We start from the raw sequence: 17,786 nt of genomic DNA, 5'->3' as shown, positions 1-17,786 counted from the left end.
ATGCGCATCGCCGTCATCGGCTCGGGTATCGCGGGGCTGGCCAGTGCCTGGTGGCTCGATGGCCAGCACGACGTCACGCTGTTCGAGGCCAACGACTACCTCGGTGGCCATACCCACACGCACGACGTCCAGGTGGGTGGGACACGCATGGCCGTGGATACCGGGTTCATCGTGTTCAATCCCCAGCACTATCCGCTGCTGACCGCGCTCTTCGACGAGCTGGGTGTGGCTTCGCAGCCGACCACGATGAGCTTCTCGATGCACAGCGAGCGCAGCGGCGTGGAGTACAACGCCACCTCGCTGGATGGCCTGTTCTGCCAGCGCCGCAACCTGGTGTCACCTCGATTCTGGGGCATGCTGGCCGACCTGCGCCGGTTCTATCGGGATGCGCCGTTGCTGCTGGCCGAGGAAGACGGCCCCACGCTCGGCGAGTACCTGCGCAGCCAGCGCTATGGCGAGGCCTTCATCGACGAGCACCTGCTGCCGATGGCCTCGGCACTGTGGTCCTCACCGACCGCCACCGTGCAGGACTTCCCGGCGCGCTACCTAGCCCAGTTCATGGCCAATCACCAGATGCTGCAGATGACCGGGCGCCCGAGCTGGCGGGTGGTCAGCGGGGGATCGGCGCGCTACGTGGATGCGCTGCGCCGCCGCTGGCGGGTGCATGAGCGGCTGCAATGCCCGGTCAGGATGGTCGAACGCATGCCCTGGGGTGCACGCGTGCACAGCGCGGCCGGCGCGGAGGCCTTCGACGAAGTGATCCTGGCCTGCCACAGCGACCAGGCGCTGGCGTTGCTGTGCGACGCCGATGCCATCGAGCGTGAGGTCCTTGGCGCCATCCGCTATCAATCCAACGAGGCCGTACTGCATACCGATGCCTCGTTGCTGCCGCGCAACCGCAAGGCGTGGGCGGCATGGAACGCGCACGTGCCAGAGGATCGCGCCGCGCCCTGCACGGTCAGCTATTGCATGAACCTGCTGCAGGGCCTGCCCGGCGATACGCCCCTGGTGGTTACCCTCAACCGCAGCGAGGCAATCGATCCGGCCAAAGTACTGCGTACGCTGCGCTACGCCCACCCGGTGCACGACCATGCCGCAGTGCGCGCGCAACAGCGCTGGGCGGAACTGCAGGGCCGTCGCCATACGTGGTTCGCAGGCGCCTATTGGGGCTGGGGCTTCCATGAGGATGGCATCCGCAGCGCCCGCCGCGTGGTCGATGCCCTGCAGGCCTGCGCCCCACATCGGCTGGCATCCGCCGCGGATGAGGTGGCGGCATGAGTGCCAGCGCGCTCTACATCGGGCAGGTGATGCATCGCCGGCATCATCCGCACCCGCATGCCTTCCGTTACCCCATCGCCCAGCTCCTGCTCGATCTGGAAGAACTCGATACGGTGTTCGACGGGCGCTGGTTGTGGTCGGTCAATCGCCGCAACCTGGCCGAGTTCCGCCGCAGCGACTACTTCGGCGATCCCGCACGGCCCCTGGCCGATGCCATCCGCGATCACGCTGCCCACACGCTTGGCTACCGGCCGACCGGCCCTGTGCGCCTGCTCACCCATCTTCGCTTTGCCGGGCACGTGTTCAACCCGGTCAGTTTCTACTACTGCTACCAGGCCGACGGCAGCACGCTGGACTGCATTGTCGCCGAGATCACCAACACGCCCTGGAAGGAACGGCACGCCTATGTGCTGCCGGTCGCTACCGCCACGCACGAAGGCAGCTCACTGCGTTGGCAGTTCGACAAGTGCTTCCATGTCTCGCCGTTCATGCCGATGGACTGCGGCTACGACTGGCGGTTCAACCGCCCCGACCAGGACCTGCGCGTGCACATGCAGGTCTGGCGGGACGGCGTGCGCCAGTTTGATGCCACCCAGGCCATGCAGCGGCGTGCCTTGGATGGCCGCGGGCTGGCCCGGGTTCTGGCCTGCTATCCCCTGATGACCACCCAGGTGGTGGCCGCCATTCACTGGCACGCACTGCGGCTGTGGTTGAAACGCAACCCGGTGCACGACCACCCCACTCTTACCGAGAAACCGCGATGAACTCGATGACTCCCTGGGTTGCCCTGCCGCGCCCCGGCGCCTTGGACGCGTTCCTGCGCCGCCGCCTGCTGGCCCAGCTGGCCCCGATGCGCGACGGTCGGCTGTGCGTGCGCGATGCACTCGGCGAGGTCTGGCTGGGCGACACCCGTGGTGAACTGCATGTCACCGTCACCATCGATGACCCGGCGTTCTATCGCAAGGTTGCTGCGCAAGGCAGCGTGGGCGCAGGTGAAAGCTACATCCAGGGCGAGTGGCACTGCGATGATCTGGTGGCACTGATCCGGCTGCTGGTGCGCAATCGCGATCTGCTCGACGGCATGGAGCGTGGCCCGGCCCGCTTGGGTGGGGGGATGCTGCGGGTCTGGAACCGCCTGCGCCGCAACAGCCGTGAAGGCAGCCGCCGCAATATCGCCGCGCACTATGACCTGGGCAACGACTTCTTTGCCCTGTTCCTGTCGCCGGACCTGATGTATTCGTCGGCGATGTTCGACAGCGAATTCGAGTCATTGGAATCTGCTTCGCGGCGCAAGCTGGACCGCATCTGCCAGCAGCTGCAACTCAAGCCAGGCGACCGCGTGGTGGAGATCGGCACGGGCTGGGGCGGTTTCGCGGCACACGCCGCCCAGCACTATGGCTGCCATGTGACCACCACCACCATCTCCGCGGAACAGCATGCGCTGGCCGCCCAGCGCGTAGAGGCGGCGGGCCTGCAGGATCAGGTCACGCTGCTGATGCAGGACTACCGCGACCTGCAGGGCCAGTTCGACAAGCTGGTCTCGATCGAGATGATCGAAGCGATCGGCGCCGAGTACCTGGACACCTACATGGCTACGCTGCAACGCCTGCTCAAGCCGGATGGCGTTGCCCTGCTGCAGGCCATCACCATCGAGGACCATCGCTACGAACAGGCCCGGCGCAGCGTCGACTACATCAAGCGCTATGTATTTCCGGGCAGCTTCATCCCATCGATCAACGCGATCATGGCCGCCAAGACCCGATCCAGCGACCTGCAGCTGATCGCCCAGCAGGACTTCGGCCACTCCTACGCACTGACCTTGCGCGCCTGGCGCCAGCGCTTCCTGGCCCAGCTGCCTGCGGTGCAGGCGCAGGGCTTTGATGCGCACTTCTGCCGGTTGTGGGAGTTCTATCTGGCCTATTGCGAGGGCGGCTTCCTGGAACGTTCGATCGGCGTCTCGCATCTGCTGCTGGCCCGTCCGGACCACCGGCCCGTCCTCGCTGCGGGCGACAGCCGCTGACATGCGCCGGTTCTGGACCAATCTGCTTGGCAACCAGCTGGTCTGGCTGTGTGCCGTGGCCGGCGCAGGGCGAGGCTGGCAGTGGCCGGCGCTGCTGGCCGCAACGATCTATATCGGCAGCCAGCTGCTCACTTCACCGCACCCTCGACTGGACCTTCGGCTGATGCTGCTGGCGCTGGCCTGCGCGTGGCTCGTCGACGCCAGTGCCGCCGCCAGCGGCGCCGTGCGCTACGCTGCTGCCCCGCTGGGCTGGACTCCGCCCCTCTGGATCATGGCGTTGTGGGCCGCGTTTGCGATGACGCTGACCACTTCGATGCGCTTCCTGCTGCGCCACCCTGCCCTGCCAGCCCTGTTTGGCCTGTTGCTGGCCCCGCTGGCGTATCTCTCCGCAGCGCGCGGTTTCGAGGCGGTCCGTTTCACTGCGCCGCTGTGGCAGGGCCTGCTGGTGCTGGGTGTGGGCTGGAGCATCGCGCTTTCGCTGCTGTGCATGGCCGCTCGTCGCGGCTCCCGCACCCTCCCGCCGCCCTTGGCAGGAGCACCGTCATGATCAATCTGTTGTGGGTCCTGCTGTATCCCGTACTTGTGATGAGCTGGGGTTGGGCCTGGCAGCGCCGCCACGACAACATCGGCGTGGTCGATGTGCTCTGGGCCAAGGGCGTGGGCGCATCAGCCCTGTTGCTGGCGTGGCTCGGCGATGGTGCGGCGGCGCCACGGATGGCGCTCGGCGTGCTCGGTGGCCTGTGGGGCAGTCGACTCGCCTTGCACCTGTGGCACCGGGTCCGCCACGAACAGGAAGACGGCCGCTACCGTTATCTGCGCGAGCACTGGCAAGGGCATCAAGGCAAGATCTTCGGCTTCTTCATGGCCCAGGCGCTGCTGGTCGTGCTGTTCGCCCTGCCCTTCGTCGCGGTGGCGGCCAATCCGCAGACAAGCATGACGTTGTGGATCGTGGCCGCCGCACTTGTCTGGCTGCTGAGCGTCGGCGGCGAGAGCCTGGCCGACCGCCAGTTGGCCCGCTTCCGCGCCGACCCGGCGAACAAGGGCCGCACCTGCCGCGAGGGGCTCTGGCGCTACTCCCGCCACCCCAACTACTTCTTCGAGTGGCTGCACTGGTTCAGCTATGTCCTGCTCGCGGTCGGCTCGCCACTGTGGTGGCTGGCGTGGGCCGGCCCGCTGCTGATGTACGTGTTCCTGCGCTATCTCAGCGGCATTCCCTTCACTGAAAAGCAAGCGCTGCGCAGCCGCGGCGACGACTACCGCGCCTACCAGCGCACTACCTCGATGTTCTTTCCCTGGTTCCCCCGTTCTTCCAAGGAGCATTCCGCATGAGCGCGATCCCGTCACTGAATCCGGCCGAAGATGCGGAAACCGGGCTGATCGCCTGGGCCGAACGTGGGCTGGTGCCCGATGCGGCGCTGCGTGCGGGCATCCGCCGCTTGTGCGCGCAACGCCTGCATGAGGAAAGCGAAGGCGGCATCGAAGGCCAATCGGCACGCTTCAGCCAGCGCATCACCGAGCTGGCCGACAGCCCACTCGCGCTACATACCGAAGCGGCCAACCGCCAGCACTACGAAGTTCCCGTGGCATTCTTCCAGGCCTGCCTGGGCAAGCGGCTGAAGTACAGCAGCTGCTACTACGCCACCGGGCGCGAAACGCTGGACCAGGCCGAGGACGCCATGCTGGAACTGTACGGCCAGCGCGCCGGACTGGCCGATGGCCAGCAGATACTTGAGCTGGGCTGCGGCTGGGGCTCATTGACCCTGTGGATGGCCGAACGTTACCCGCAGGCGCATATCACCGCCGTCTCCAACTCGCACAGCCAACGCCAGTACATCATGGCGCAGTGCCAGGCGCGCGGCCTGGGCAACGTCGAGGTGATGACCCGCGACGTCAACCAGCTTGACCTGCCGACGGCCCGGTTCGACCGCTGTGTCTCGGTGGAGATGTTCGAGCACGTACGCAACTACCAGCGCCTGCTGGCAGGCATCGCACGGTGGCTGAAACCGGACGGTGCACTGTTCGTGCACATCTTCGCCCATCGCACACTGATGTATCCGTTCGAGACAGACGGCGGCGACAACTGGATGGGTCGCCACTTCTTTACCGGCGGACTGATGCCGGCAGCCGACACACTGCTGCATTTCCAGCGCGACCTGCGCCTGGAGCAACGGTGGTTACTGGACGGCACCCATTACCAGCGCACGGCCGACCACTGGCTGGCCAACCAGGATGCGGCCCGCGAGCGGGTGATGCCGGTGTTGATCGCCACCTATGGCCAGGCTGCAGCGAAGGTCTGGTGGCAGCGCTGGCGGATGTTCTGGATGGCATGCGCCGAGCTGTTCGGCTACGACGATGGCCAGCAGTGGCTGGTGGCCCACTATCTGTTCCGACCCCGCTGAGGTGCCCGATGCGCATGTTTCCGCTGCTCCCCCTGATCGCGGTGGGCCTGTTCGGTTCCGGCTGCAACTCCAGCGACACCCGCCCGTTGCCGCGTCCGCCGTCGGTGGATGTACCGCGCTTCATGGGCGACTGGTACGTAATCGCGCATATCCCGTCGCGCCCTGAGCGCGAGGCCTTCGACGCCGTGGAGAGCTATGCCCTGCGCCCCGATGGACGCATCCAGACCACCTTCACTTACCGCAAAGGCAGCTTCGACGCGCCACAGAAGTCGATGCACCCCGTCGGCCGTGTCGAGAAGGAAGGCAACGGCGCGATCTGGGGCATGCAGTTCATCTGGCCGATCCAGGCTGAGTACGTGATCGCCTGGCTCGATGAAAGCTACCATCAGACCATCGTGGCACGAAGCAAGCGCGATTACGTCTGGTACATGGCCCGCACCCCGCAGGTATCGGACAGTGACTACCAGCAGGCGGTCGAGCGGATTGCGGCCATGGGTTACGACACCCACAAGCTGAGGCGGGTGCCGCAGTCGGTGCGATGACGCGGAGCCTTCTCCTCGGGCGGATCTTCCTGAAGCATCAGTGGTTGATCAATCTCAATGTCTACATGGAGCCCGGCTACCGGCTTCGCGACCCCGAAGCGCGTGATTGGGGGCTGACGATCCACCTCATCAATCGGCGGCATTGAATTGATGGGCTTTACGCATCGATTCTTAGGAATAATCGCAAAATTCCAACAAGTTCGATGCTCGACGCGACAGCGGCGCCAGAATGATCGCCACGCCCTGCGGGCGCCGATCACCTCCCTGCGCATGAATGGATATCCTGCACCGCGCCGACTGCGGCTGGCACTCCTCGACGATCACGAAATCGTCCGCCGCGGCACCGCCCTGCACCTGTCCCGCGACGTCCGCTTCAGCATTGTCGCCAGCCACACCCGCAGCGATGAGCTCATCGGCAGTCTGCGCCAGTTGGCAGTGGATGTCGCCATCATCGATCTCACCCTGGCGCCTGGCGACCGCAGCAGTGATGAGCTGGTTCCCCTGCTGCGCGAGTGCTTTCCACATATTCCCCTGCTCGCCTTCGCCACGCTGACGCCAACCACCCGCATCGACCACCTGCTGGCGAGCGGCATCTCCGGCGTAGTCAGCAAGTCCGAGCCCCTGGAGATGCTGTCTGATGCCATCGTGCGCATCTCGCAGGGGCTGTGCCGCCTCCCTGCCGATTGCCTGTTCCCGGCGTGCCGCGAGGAACTCAGCCGCAATGAACGCGAAGTACTGGACCTGCTCCTGGCCGGCCTGACTGTCTCGGAGATCGCGCTGCGCCGCCACCGTAGCGTCAAGACGGTCAGTACCCAGAAGGTCGCGGCCCTGCGCAAGCTCGGGTTGCGCAATGACGTGGAGATCTATGCACTGCGGCAGCAGCTGGAGCTCCAGTGATGGGGCGCGTTCGCCTCCGCCTACGCACGTCGTGCACGTTGTTGCTGGCCCTGATCCTGCTGCCGGCTGCATCGGCCGAGGATGCACAACTGCAGAGATGGTCCGCCGGCCGCGAAGTGCGGGTTGCCACCGCGCCATCATTGCGACCGCTCCCCCCAACGCTGGCGGATTCAAGCGCACTGCCCACCCTCGCCCATGGCTATGCCAAGCTTGTGGCTCGGCATTCCGGCCTGCGCTTCCGCGATCTCAACTACCCCAGCACGAGCGCAGCGATCGCTGCCGTCTGCCGGGACGAGGCCGACCTGGTGCTGGTCATGGGCAGCCCCTCGCATCACCCGCTTCCCTGTCCCGACCTGAGGGCCTCCGGCGCCTTCCATGGCGGCAAGACGGTATTGGCTGTGCGTAAAGGCGAGCACCCGCCCCGTGACATTACCGGCGTGAGGGCGCAGCTGCTGGCCGTGGTTGACGGCGGCCCCTATGCCGACTGGCTGACGATCCACCACCCCCGGATCCACCTCCTGCATTTCCCCGACCGCCATGCGGCCCTGGCCGCTGTTGAAAGCGGCAACGCCGATGCTGCGATCGGCCTGGAAGCAACGCTGCACTCGATGATCCGGCAGCACTTCACGGGAAGCCTGCAATTGCACCCGTTCGACAGCGAATTCTCCACCGATCTGCACCTGCTTGTCCGCCGGGAGGACCAGCAGCTGCTGGTGCGCATCGATCAGGCACTGCGCGCCATCACCCTCGAAGAGCACGCAGGCCTGCTGGAGTTGTGGGCGCAGCAGATGCTGCCCACATCCATCGAGAGCGCACTGGATCGGGTGCGTTCCCCGCTCCTGCTCTGGTTGCTGTGTCTGGCCGCGGCACTCATCGGCCTGCCCGTGCTCTGGCAGGCATTACGCTGGCGAATCAGCCGCGCGGAACAACGCCTCGGGCGCGCGGCGGGAATGATCAGCCATGAAGTGCGCAATTCCGCGCAGACAGTACTGGCTTCGATCGACCTGCTGAGCCAGTCACACCTGCCCAAGGGGCAGCGTGAACTGCTCGCGGCTGCCCTTGCCGCCGGCCACTCGCTGCGCAGGCTGCTCGATCGCTCGCTGGCGTTCTCGCGCCTTGCCAGCGGCAGCTTCAGACCGCATCCCACGCCCTGCGACGTCGGCCAACTCTGTGCCCGTGCACTGGAAGCAATCCGGCCGGAGGCACTGCGGAGAGGGCTGTCACTCCAGTTGGATCGCGCGCCCGATCCAGCGCCGGTGGTTGTGCTCGATGCTGATGGACTGCGCCAGATTGTCGACAACCTGCTGGGCAATGCACTGAAATTCACCGATGTCGGCGGTATCGAGGTGCGCCTGCAACTACAACCCGCCCTGTCTCCCCGGGAGCTGTTGCTGGATGTGATCGACAGCGGCATCGGCATCGCACCCACTCAACTGGCGCTTCTGTTCCGACCATTCCAGCAGAACGAGGATGGCCAGAGACGTGGCGGCAGCGGACTGGGCCTGACGATTGCGCACGAACTGGCCGTTGCCATGGGCGGCAACCTGACCGCACACAGCGTGCATGGGCGCGGCAGCCGCTTCACCCTGCGATTGCCGGTCCGCGCCGTTCACGGCGATCAGCCGCCCATCGAGCCGCTGCAGCAGTCGCCACTGACCGGCATCGACCTGCTCCTTGTCGAAGATCATGCACTCAGCCGGCATGTCGTCGCAGAGCAACTGCGTCGGCTGGGCGCCGACGTACGCGCGGTTGCCGATGCCGATGCCGCATTGGCCGAGCATGCGCTACGACCGCGCGGCACGGTCGTACTGGATATCGGGCTTCGCGGCTCGGATGGCTATGCACTGGCGCAGCAGCTGCGCGCGCAGGCACAGGCACCTCTGCGAGTGATTGCCCTGTCCGCCCGCATGGGGCGCCGGCACGCGGCACGCTGCCGAAGGGCCGGCTTCGACGCCATCCTGGTCAAGCCGCTGCAGGTTGCGAGCCTGCTGCAGGCGCTGGACCTGCCGCCCTCGGCGCACGGCACTGCGCCCGATGACACCCCTGGCGCCGCGCCGGATTACGCTGCGGACATTGCCCATGAACTGGCCAGGATTGAACAGGCCGTGCAGGACGCCGATGCCTCGACACTGCGCCATCATGCTCACCGGCTGCAGGGAACGCTGCAGATGTGCCGGGCAACGGATCAGGCCGGCACAGCGGCCGACCTGTGGGAACTGGGGCATGAGGCCGCGCCTGACTGGGTCGAGGCGCGGCGACTGCTGCGGGGATTGCAGCAGTGGCACGGCTCCCGCAGGGCGGAAGCCGCACCATCGGCCTGATCAGGCCGCCAGGCGCTCGACCTGGCGACGGGTCAGGTCATTGAAGCGACCCAGCGACATCAGGTGCTGGTGGATCAGCGCCAGCCAGCCACTGCGGTGCCACTCGACCACGGTCGCTTCCGGCAGCGCCACGAACTTCTCGACGTCCACCACCAGGAAGCCGTTGAGATTGAACTCGCGGCCATCCGGAGTGCGGACGGTGGCGTTGCGCTCGACCAGCAGGCCGTTGTCGATCAGCGCCTTGGAGAAGGCCTGGGTCTGTTCGTGCTCGCGGGTGTACTGGCCGCAGAACTCCAACGCCTGCTGCACCATGTCGGTGGCCTTGCCATCAACGAACAGCGGCTGGCCTTCGTCACCGCCCTTGACCACGCGCGCGCTCTCTTCGTCGATGCCCAGCAGGAAGTCGTTGTCTGCACCGGTGTCGATGAAGATGAAGGGGTGGCGACGCAGGTAGGCCGGGATATAGGCCTCGTCTTCCCACAGGCCGTCCTTGATGAACAGGTTCTGGTCGGACACGCCCACGGCAGCCATCGGCACGGCGGTCGGGCCGGCAAACAGGATCGGGAAGTGATGCAGGGCCAGCGAGAACTCGCCCAGCACCAGCGGAATGGCGTTGTTGCCGGCGGCAAACTCGAGCCTGCCCGGCAGGATGCGCAGATCGGCATGCACATCGGCCTGCAGCGGCACCGGACGGGTGTAGAACAGGGGGGCGCGCTGCTCGGCGCCGCTTCGGTGGTGGTGTCGCTGGTGGTCGTCATCTTGGGAACCGTTCGATCATGCGCGCCTGCCATCCCGGGCGCGCCAGCGGGAACAACCTGAATCCCGCATTATCAACAAGCTCGATGACAACGGCCACCCCACCGACGGCCTATTTCAACTGCAGGGGGTAGCGCTGCCAGAGGACGTGGACCAGGAACCCGGCCAGTTCGGTGTCGCGCGCGCTCACCGCAGCGCGGATCTTGTCCAGCAGCACCATGTCCGAGCAGGAGCGCACATCGGCGTGGTTGGCCTGCCCCGCCCGGCGCGCGCGGTAGCGTGCTGCGCGCTGCGCGTCACTCATTGCGTACCCGAACTTGGGCGGACGACCGCGCTTTCGCGGCAGGGTCAGCTCCAGGGTTCCGGGGTCTTTGTCATCACGCATGAGAGGGGTGCGGGCGGCGGCGAGCAACGGGGGGTGCGCAATTTATCGTGAGGCATCACTTTAATCCAGCTTTTTCTGCAGTTTTGTTGCGATGCAGTGCATTATCCCGGTGTCGATGCGAATTCATCCACGCATGGCGTGGATCTACTGCAGGGCCTGCAACCCGATCACCCGGTAGATCCACGCCATGCGTGGATGGGCGTTCCCGACGACAAAAAAAGGGAGCCCGCTCACGGGCTCCCCTCGCCTTTCCTTACGCAGCGCGTACCGGCTCGTAACCATGCAGGTGCGCCTCACTGCTGGCCCGCCCCTGGCTGAGAGACCGCAGCGACGTGGTGTAACCCACCAGCTGCGCCAGCGGTGCGAAACCACTGACCTCGGCACGACCGTCCTGGTCCTCGATGCGGGCAATACGGCCGTGGCGTCGATTGAGGTCGCCGACCACATCACCCACCGACGCTGACGGGGAGTGCACCGTCACCGCCATCACCGGCTCCAGCAGCTGCGTACCGCCCTCCACCAGCGCCACCTTGATCGCCTCGGCACCGGCACGGTGGAACGCCATCTCCGACGAGTCCTTGGCATGGGTCTGGCCATCGACAAGACTGACCTCGATACCGACCACCGGATGGCCCTGCGGACCTTCCGACAGCGCGGCACGCACGCCCTTTTCCACCGCGGCGATGAAGCTGCGCGGCACCACGCCACCGACGATGCGGTCGTTGAACACCACCTGGTCATCCTCGCGCGGCGATACATCCAGCACCACGTGCGCGAACTGGCCCTGGCCACCGGTCTGCTTGACCAGCCGCCCCACCACGCCGGTCATCGCTCGCAGCGGTGTCTCCTGGTAGGCCACGCGCGGCGAACCTACGCCCACCTCGACCTTCCACTCGCTGCGCAGGCGCTCGACCATCACCTCCAGGTGCAGCTCGCCCATGCCCCAGACCAGGGTTTCCGCCGTGTCGCGATCGGTTTCGACGCGGAACGAGGGATCTTCCTGGGCCAGACTGGCCAGGCCCTGCGCCATCCGGATCAGGTCGGCCGCACGCGCCGGCTCCAGCCGCCAGGCCAGCACCGGCGCCTGTGCCTGGATGTTCTCCAGGCGCAGCGGCTGCGCACGCCCGCTCAGCGTTTCACCGCTGACGGCATCCTTCCAGCCCAGCACCGCGACGATGTCACCGGCCACGGCCTGTTCGATGTCGTGGGTCTGGTCAGCCTGCACCCGCACCAGGCGACTGACACGCCGCCCTTGTGGATGCTGCGAACTCGCCACCGCGTCGCCCACCTTCAAGGTGCCCGAGTACAGCCGCACGAAACTCAGTGCGCCATGCTGCTGGTGGGTGATCTTGAACAGCAGGCCCGCCAGCGGACCGTCTGGATCCGGCGGCAGCACCACCTCGCCGCTCTCGCTTTCGGCGGTGACTGCAGGCCGATCCAGCGGCGACGGCAGGTAATCGACCACCGCATCCAGCAGCGTCTCGATGCCCTTGTCCTTGAACGCGGCACCGGCCAGCACCGGCACGCCTGCACCGGCCAGCGTCGCGCGCCGGATCGCCGCCCGCAGCTGTTCGGCATCGATCACGCGACCTTCCAGCCAGGCATCAGCCAGCAGTTCGTCGTGGTCGGCCACGGCCTCGACCAGTGCGTCGCGTTGCGGCTGCCACAGGGTGCGCGCCGCGTCGTCCCACGGGGTCACCGTGGTTACGGCACCATCCTGCCAGTGCAGCACGCGCTCATCGACCAGGTCGACCCAGCCGTTGAAGTCGCTTTCGCTGCCCAGTGGCACACCGAGCGCCCACGGCCGCGCCTGCAGCTTGTCCTGCAGTTGCTCCAGCACGCGCTCGAACGAAGCGCCGACGCGGTCCATCTTGTTGACGAAGGCGATCAGCGGCACGCGATGGCGACGCGCCTGGCGCCACACGGTTTCCGACTGCGGCTGCACGCCATCCACGGCCGAAAACACGGCCACGGCGCCGTCGAGCACACGCAGCGAACGTTCAACTTCAATGGCGAAGTCGATGTGGCCGGGAGTGTCGATCAGGGTCAGCCGATGCGGCGGCAGGTCGCGCGGCGCCCACTGCGCCTGCACGGCGGCGGCGCCGATGGTGATGCCACGTTCGCGCTCGATCGCCGAGAAATCGGTGGTCGCATTGCCGTCGTGCACTTCGCCGACGCGATGGATTTCGCCGCTTTTCCATAGCAGGCGTTCGGTCAGCGTGGTCTTGCCGGCGTCGATGTGGGCAATGATGCCGAGGTTGCGACGGCGGGAAAGGACTTGGGTGTTCATGAGAAAGGTTCCTGCAAAGCCAACTTCGGGGGCCGCGCGCCCCGGTTGGCGACAGGGCGCGCGGCTAGCGTTCGGTCTCGGCGATCTGGTGCATGGCACGTTCTCCTTGGGTACTGGGTAGGGTCGACTGGGTAGAGTCGACTGTTGGTCGACTTGCGGGAAATCAGAAACGAAAAGAGCGCCCCGGAGGGCGCTCTGTCGAAGGTCCAGCGATGGCCGTCTCAACGGCCTCGTGGGGCTCCAGGCAGACACGCCCGTTCCGCGCTTGCGCGGGTCAGGGTGAAAAACTTCAGGAGCGGCATCCGGTTCATGGGGCGCATTCTAGACCTGCCAATCTGGCGCGCAAGTGAATATTGCGCACATAAATAGAACGATGAGGCCGACCGGCATCGGGGTCGGATCACTTTGCGGCGGCAGAGGGCTCTGACCCCTGCCCTGCTTTACTTGCAGTCGTGCAGCTTGCGCGCCTCACCCACCGTCGCAGCCTGGTCGTCCCCCATCGAGATCCAGCCCTTCAACGACATCGCCGGATCCACATGTGGCAGCCGCGGCCCCTCATGGACAACCACCTCGGTCCAGCTGCCGACCGGCGCCAATTCGGACAGGCGTGCCGCCTGGTCGTCTTCGGTGCTGAGCATGTCGTCCGGACCGGCCGGCGGCGTGGTATTCACGGTTTCCGTCTTGCGGGTTCGTACCCGAAGCGCACCATCCGGGAGCCGCTGGGTGATGACGTCGTAGCGCTCGACGCCATACGCCCACCTGTTTTCGCCAACGCTGCGAGTCTCGCTACCGTCATCAGCCACGGCCACCACCTCGCCTGCCGGCCCGACGACGCCCGCGACAACCCCAAGGCCTGACATCAGTGCCTGATAGACGATCATCTGCCGCTGCTCGGAGGTCAACGCTCCGGCCTTGAGCTTGGCGGCAGGAATCTGCAGGTACGCCGCTTCACTGCACAGCACCAGCACCTGCTGGTCGTCCCAGCTCACCGACATTTCCTCGTTGGCGAAGTACTGCGTCTTCATCGATGTCACTGCAGCGCCGTCGCTACTGGAATGCAGGGTCTCGATCAGCGAGGCGTTCTCGGCCGCGTGGGTCAGCGAAACTGAAGATGTCGACGCCGCATTGGCGGCAAATGCAGAGAAAAAGGCCGATGCGATCAGCAACGTCCGCGAAACACCTGAAGCGGAGGGCAACATTGAATCAGTCCATTGAATGTAACTGGCGCCGAATGATACAGCGTCCGGATGGCGCGACCCATCAGTCAGCACATGCAGATCCACTTTATTGGAAACCTCCTCAGCGGATGAACAGCGGCAGGGCCAGGATGCTGTCGCACGCCGGCGTGCAGCTGCGGAACTGCTCGGCGAGCACTTCGGCGCTCGGCGCGCCCGGCGCTGGTGTCGCCAGCCGGGTGTGGAAGGGATGGCGTTCCAGCAGCCAGGGCTGCGTCTGCTGCAACAGCCGTAACGACTCCGCTTCGCGATCGCGTACCGAGATCCAGGTCGGCCTTGAGTGCAGGCGGTCGAACAGTCCAGACACCACAACCTCACCGATGTAGGTCGTTTCGCCTGCGCGCACGTCGAAAGTCAGCGCTTCGTCTTCGGGCACCGCCCCGACGTATCCATAACCATGTTCGGTCAGGTAGCCGACATAGTGGCGCCCGGCCTTGGCGCGGATGGCGGCCAGACCGGCCCTGCAGCCGAACTCGAATTCGCCGCGCAGGTCAGCCAACGGCGACGTCGACCGCGTGCCGCTGGCAAAGATCGTGATCAGCCTGATGTTGCTGGTGGCGCAGTTCACCGACATCACCACGTAGCCCTCGTCCGCGGCCAGTGGAACATCCGGTCGTGCCTTCAGCGTCGCGCACCCACCCAGCACCGTCGCGAGCGCTGCCGCGACCACCCACGAAATCCCTTTCATCGTGCTTGCCCCCTGGTTCCGGCGGAGCATACGGGATCCGCTGCCGCCGCGCCATTGAGGGGCCTGATGCCGCGGTCAGAAGCGCCCAGCGCGACGCCCTCACACAGTCACGTGACCACCACCAGCGGCACCCCACGCCTTGGGTGCTCCAACACCACCACATCCTGCTGGTAGACCCGCTGCAGATTATCTTCGGTCAGCACCTGCAACGGCGTGCCATCGGCCGCCACCCTGCCCTGCTCCAGCAGCACGATGCGGTCGGCATAGCCCGCGGCCAGATTGAGGTCGTGCAGCACCACGATCACGCACGCACCGGCTTCGGCACAGGCGCGCACACTGCGCAGCGTGCGTTCCTGGTGACGCAGATCCAGCGCTGCGGTCGGCTCATCCAGCAGCAGCAGCGGCGTGTCCTGCGTCAGCACGCGCGCGAACGTCGTCCGGGCGGACTCGCCACCGGACAGCTGCTGCACCTCGCGCAGGCGCAGCGCCTGCAGCTCGGCGGCATCGATTGCCGCTTCCACCTGGGCGTCGTCCACGGCTGGATCCGGCGGATGCGGCAGCCGCCCCATCGCCACCACTTCTTCCACACTGAACGCGAAGCGCACGCCGTGCTCCTGCGGCATCACCGCGCGCTCGCGCGCCAGTGGCCCGGCCTTGTAACCGGCCAACGGCTTGCCGAGTAGGCTTACTTCGCCAGCGTCGGCACGCAGGTCACCTGCCGCCACAGCCAGCAACGTGGACTTGCCCGCGCCATTCGGGCCAACCAGTGCGGTGACCGTACCCGGTTCAAACGCCAGCGAAATGCCGTGCAGGATCTCGCGCTGCTGGCGGCGCACCACCACTTCGTGCAGCTTCAACAACACGCTCATGGTGCGGCCTTGCGGCGCTGCTGCAGCACCAGCCACAGGAAGAACGGCGCGCCCAGCGCAGCCGAGAACAGGCCCAGCGGAATCTCCGCCGGCGGATCCAATGTGCGCGCGGCGGTGTCGGCCACCACGATCAGCAGTGCACCCAGCAGGCCGGACAACGGCAGCAACCAGCGATGACCAGGGCCGACCAGCAGGCGCGCCACGTGCGGCACCACCAGGCCGACGAAACTGATCGAACCAGCAAACGCCACCGCTGCGCCCACCAGCAGCGCACTGAACGCCACCAGGCGGCGACGCGTGCGGGTGACATCCAGCCCGAGGTGCTGTGCCTGGCGTTCGCCCAGCGCCAGCATGTCCAGCGGCGTAGCCAATCGCTGCAGCGCGAACACACCGATGGCGAACAACGGCACCACGGCCGCCACATCGGCCCAGTTGGCGCGCGCCAGCGAGCCCATCTGCCAGAACACCAGCGACTGCAGCTCGCTTTCGCTGGCGATATATGTGAGGAAACCGATCAACGCCGAGCAGAACGCGGCCATCGCGATACCGACCAGCAGCAGCGTGGCGTTGCCCGTACCCTTGCCGGGCCGGGCCAATGCGTAGGTCAGGCCGATCGCCAGTGCACCACCAGCGAATGCAGCCACCGGCACCAGCCAGCCGGCTGCGCCCGCAGCGCCGAGAACAATGGCAGCGACTGCACCCAGCGCAGCACCCTGGCTGACACCGACAATGCCAGGATCGGCCAGCGGATTGCCGAACAGGCCCTGCAGGCTGGCACCGGCCATCGCCAGCGACGCACCGACCATCGCGCCCAACAGGGCACGCGGAATACGCAGCTGCCAGACCACGGCGAGGTCGCGGCTGCTGACCGCCTGTGGATCGAGCAGACCCAGCTTCACCGCCAACGCCTGCATCACCTCCATCGGCGGCAGCCGCAACGGACCCACGGCGAACGAGGCCAGCACTGCCCCCAGCAGTGCCAGCAACGCCACCAGCAACATCGTCCGCCCGCGACGGCGGCGCCGATCCGCCGGACTCATGCCTTCGGCAACGCCGCCAGGGCCTTGGCCAGCGCCAGCGCACCGGCACCGGAGCCCACGCTGGTGTACTTCAGCTGCACATCCGGCATCACCCAGACCCGATTGGCCTGCCCGGCCGGGGTCTGCTTCAGCGTCGGGTACGCCTTCCACAGGCCTTCGGCACCGCCGAACAGCTGCAGGTCATGCTCGGTCACCAGGATCACTTCCGGTGCCGCCGCGACCACGCCCTCATTGCTCAGCTGCGAGTAGTTCTTCACTCCCGCTTCGGTACCGATGTTGATGCCGCCCGCCAGTGCGATCAGCTGCGCCGACGCACTGTCGGCACCTGCAACGGTTGGTGAGCCACCGGCGCCGGTGGCCGAGACGTGGATCACTCGTGGCGCATGGCCCAACCCCTTGCCAATCGCTGCAGCCTCGTCGAGCTGACGCTGCACCTGTGTGGCAAGCGTCTGCCCTGCCTCGGCCAGCCCTAGTGCGGCGGCGACCTTGCGCACCTTGTCCGGCGCCGGCTGCAGGTCATCGATGACCACCGCCGGTTCACCCACCTCACGCAGCTTCTTCGCCAGTTCGGTGTGGCGGCGCAGACTGTTGCCGAGGAACAGCGAGCCCTGCAGGCTCAGCACGCCCTCCACGCCCGTGGTGCGGTTGAACAGGAACTGGTGCGGGGCAGCCAGGCCAGCCTGGGTGGTGGTATTGGTCGGCGCGGCGAACACCTGCTTGTCCAGTCCCAGCGCCTCGATCACCGCGATCACGTCGTCACCACCGGCAATGATGCGGCTGGTATCGGCCACCTCGACGTCGGCGCCGTCATCGGAATGCACCTGGGCCGGCAGCACAGCCTTCTGATCGCGCACGGCCGGCATATCGGTGCCGGCCACGCGCTGCCAGCCAGCCGGCAACGCGGCTTCGCCAGCCGCGGTTGCGGCGGCGGGTTCAACCGGCTTGCCGGTGTCCGAGGGCGTCGATGAACCGCCACAGGCAGCCAGTGCCAGCGAGACAGCCAACGGAAGCGCACACAGGCGCAGACGGGACGCGATGTTCATGCTCGTTCTCCTTGCTGATGGGG

At 66.5% G+C, this 17,786-nt stretch carries 16 protein-coding genes and 1 pseudogene; 9 read left to right on the top strand and 8 right to left on the bottom strand.

Features of this window, described 5'->3' with window-relative positions; translation table 11 throughout:
• From ACZK2R_RS10395 to ACZK2R_RS10355, 9 genes are all read left to right on the top strand, one after another.
• Positions 1 to 1,278 (top strand): NAD(P)/FAD-dependent oxidoreductase, encoded by a 1,278-nt coding sequence (locus ACZK2R_RS10395; RefSeq protein WP_125894031.1) that lies wholly within the window; start codon positions 1 to 3, stop codon positions 1,276 to 1,278.
• Complete coding sequence (locus tag ACZK2R_RS10390) at positions 1,275 to 2,042, top strand: DUF1365 domain-containing protein (RefSeq protein WP_125894029.1); 768 nt, start codon at positions 1,275 to 1,277, stop codon at positions 2,040 to 2,042. Before ACZK2R_RS10395 ends, ACZK2R_RS10390 begins: the two co-directional genes overlap by 4 nt.
• Entirely contained in the window at positions 2,039 to 3,298 is a 1,260-nt protein-coding gene (locus ACZK2R_RS10385; protein WP_180837721.1) for a class I SAM-dependent methyltransferase, read from the top strand. Before ACZK2R_RS10390 ends, ACZK2R_RS10385 begins: the two co-directional genes overlap by 4 nt.
• A gap of 1 nt (position 3,299) precedes the next feature.
• Positions 3,300 to 3,845: a DUF2878 domain-containing protein gene (locus tag ACZK2R_RS10380; RefSeq protein ID WP_125894025.1), complete on the top strand. Its 546-nt coding sequence runs from the start codon at positions 3,300 to 3,302 to the stop codon at positions 3,843 to 3,845.
• Positions 3,842 to 4,627, top strand: coding sequence for a DUF1295 domain-containing protein (locus ACZK2R_RS10375; protein ID WP_125894023.1), 786 nt, complete (start codon positions 3,842 to 3,844; stop codon positions 4,625 to 4,627). Before ACZK2R_RS10380 ends, ACZK2R_RS10375 begins: the two co-directional genes overlap by 4 nt.
• Positions 4,624 to 5,697, top strand: coding sequence for an SAM-dependent methyltransferase (locus ACZK2R_RS10370; protein ID WP_125894021.1), 1,074 nt, complete (start codon positions 4,624 to 4,626; stop codon positions 5,695 to 5,697). The genes ACZK2R_RS10375 and ACZK2R_RS10370 overlap by 4 nt, the downstream gene beginning before the upstream one ends.
• 8 nt (positions 5,698 to 5,705) lie before the next feature.
• Entirely contained in the window at positions 5,706 to 6,239 is a 534-nt protein-coding gene (locus ACZK2R_RS10365) for a lipocalin family protein (RefSeq protein ID WP_180837722.1), read from the top strand.
• Positions 6,240 to 6,509: 270 nt separating this feature from the next.
• The gene (locus ACZK2R_RS10360; protein ID WP_180837723.1) at positions 6,510 to 7,136 is read left to right on the top strand and encodes a LuxR C-terminal-related transcriptional regulator; all 627 of its coding nucleotides are present in this window, start codon (positions 6,510 to 6,512) and stop codon (positions 7,134 to 7,136) included.
• Positions 7,136 to 9,457, top strand: coding sequence for an ATP-binding protein (locus tag ACZK2R_RS10355; protein WP_180837724.1), 2,322 nt, complete (start codon positions 7,136 to 7,138; stop codon positions 9,455 to 9,457). The genes ACZK2R_RS10360 and ACZK2R_RS10355 overlap by 1 nt, the downstream gene beginning before the upstream one ends.
• On the opposite strand, the pseudogene ACZK2R_RS10350 reads toward ACZK2R_RS10355, so the two are convergent.
• From ACZK2R_RS10350 to ACZK2R_RS10315, 8 genes and pseudogenes are all read right to left on the bottom strand, one after another.
• Positions 9,458 to 10,215, bottom strand: a pseudogene (locus ACZK2R_RS10350) (SapC family protein).
• Between the two features lie 110 nt (positions 10,216 to 10,325).
• Positions 10,326 to 10,598: a hypothetical protein gene (locus tag ACZK2R_RS10345; protein ID WP_005409616.1), complete on the bottom strand. Its 273-nt coding sequence runs from the start codon at positions 10,596 to 10,598 to the stop codon at positions 10,326 to 10,328.
• 253 nt (positions 10,599 to 10,851) lie between these two features.
• Positions 10,852 to 12,888 (bottom strand): elongation factor G, encoded by a 2,037-nt coding sequence (gene fusA, locus ACZK2R_RS10340; RefSeq protein WP_180837725.1) that lies wholly within the window; start codon positions 12,886 to 12,888, stop codon positions 10,852 to 10,854.
• Positions 12,889 to 13,328: 440 nt separating this feature from the next.
• Positions 13,329 to 14,087, bottom strand: a complete 759-nt coding sequence (locus tag ACZK2R_RS10335; RefSeq protein WP_180837726.1) for a hypothetical protein — start codon at positions 14,085 to 14,087, stop codon at positions 13,329 to 13,331.
• Positions 14,088 to 14,187: 100 nt separating this feature from the next.
• Entirely contained in the window at positions 14,188 to 14,811 is a 624-nt protein-coding gene (locus tag ACZK2R_RS10330; protein ID WP_180837727.1) for a hypothetical protein, read from the bottom strand.
• A gap of 107 nt (positions 14,812 to 14,918) precedes the next feature.
• A complete protein-coding gene (locus tag ACZK2R_RS10325) occupies positions 14,919 to 15,680 on the bottom strand; it encodes a heme ABC transporter ATP-binding protein (RefSeq protein ID WP_180837728.1) in 762 nt (253 codons plus the stop codon).
• A complete protein-coding gene (locus tag ACZK2R_RS10320) occupies positions 15,677 to 16,720 on the bottom strand; it encodes a FecCD family ABC transporter permease (protein WP_012511012.1) in 1,044 nt (347 codons plus the stop codon). Before ACZK2R_RS10320 ends, ACZK2R_RS10325 begins: the two co-directional genes overlap by 4 nt.
• Positions 16,717 to 17,763 carry a heme/hemin ABC transporter substrate-binding protein gene (locus ACZK2R_RS10315; protein ID WP_180837729.1) on the bottom strand — a complete coding sequence of 349 codons (1,047 nt, stop codon included), beginning with the start codon at positions 17,761 to 17,763 and terminating at the stop codon, positions 16,717 to 16,719. Before ACZK2R_RS10315 ends, ACZK2R_RS10320 begins: the two co-directional genes overlap by 4 nt.
• Positions 17,764 to 17,786: the final 23 nt, after the last annotated feature.

This window comes from Stenotrophomonas sp. 96582_Sma, assembly GCF_056480905.1.
Note: the sequence above shows the minus strand (reverse complement) of the source record. Positions and strands in the feature narration are given on the sequence as shown.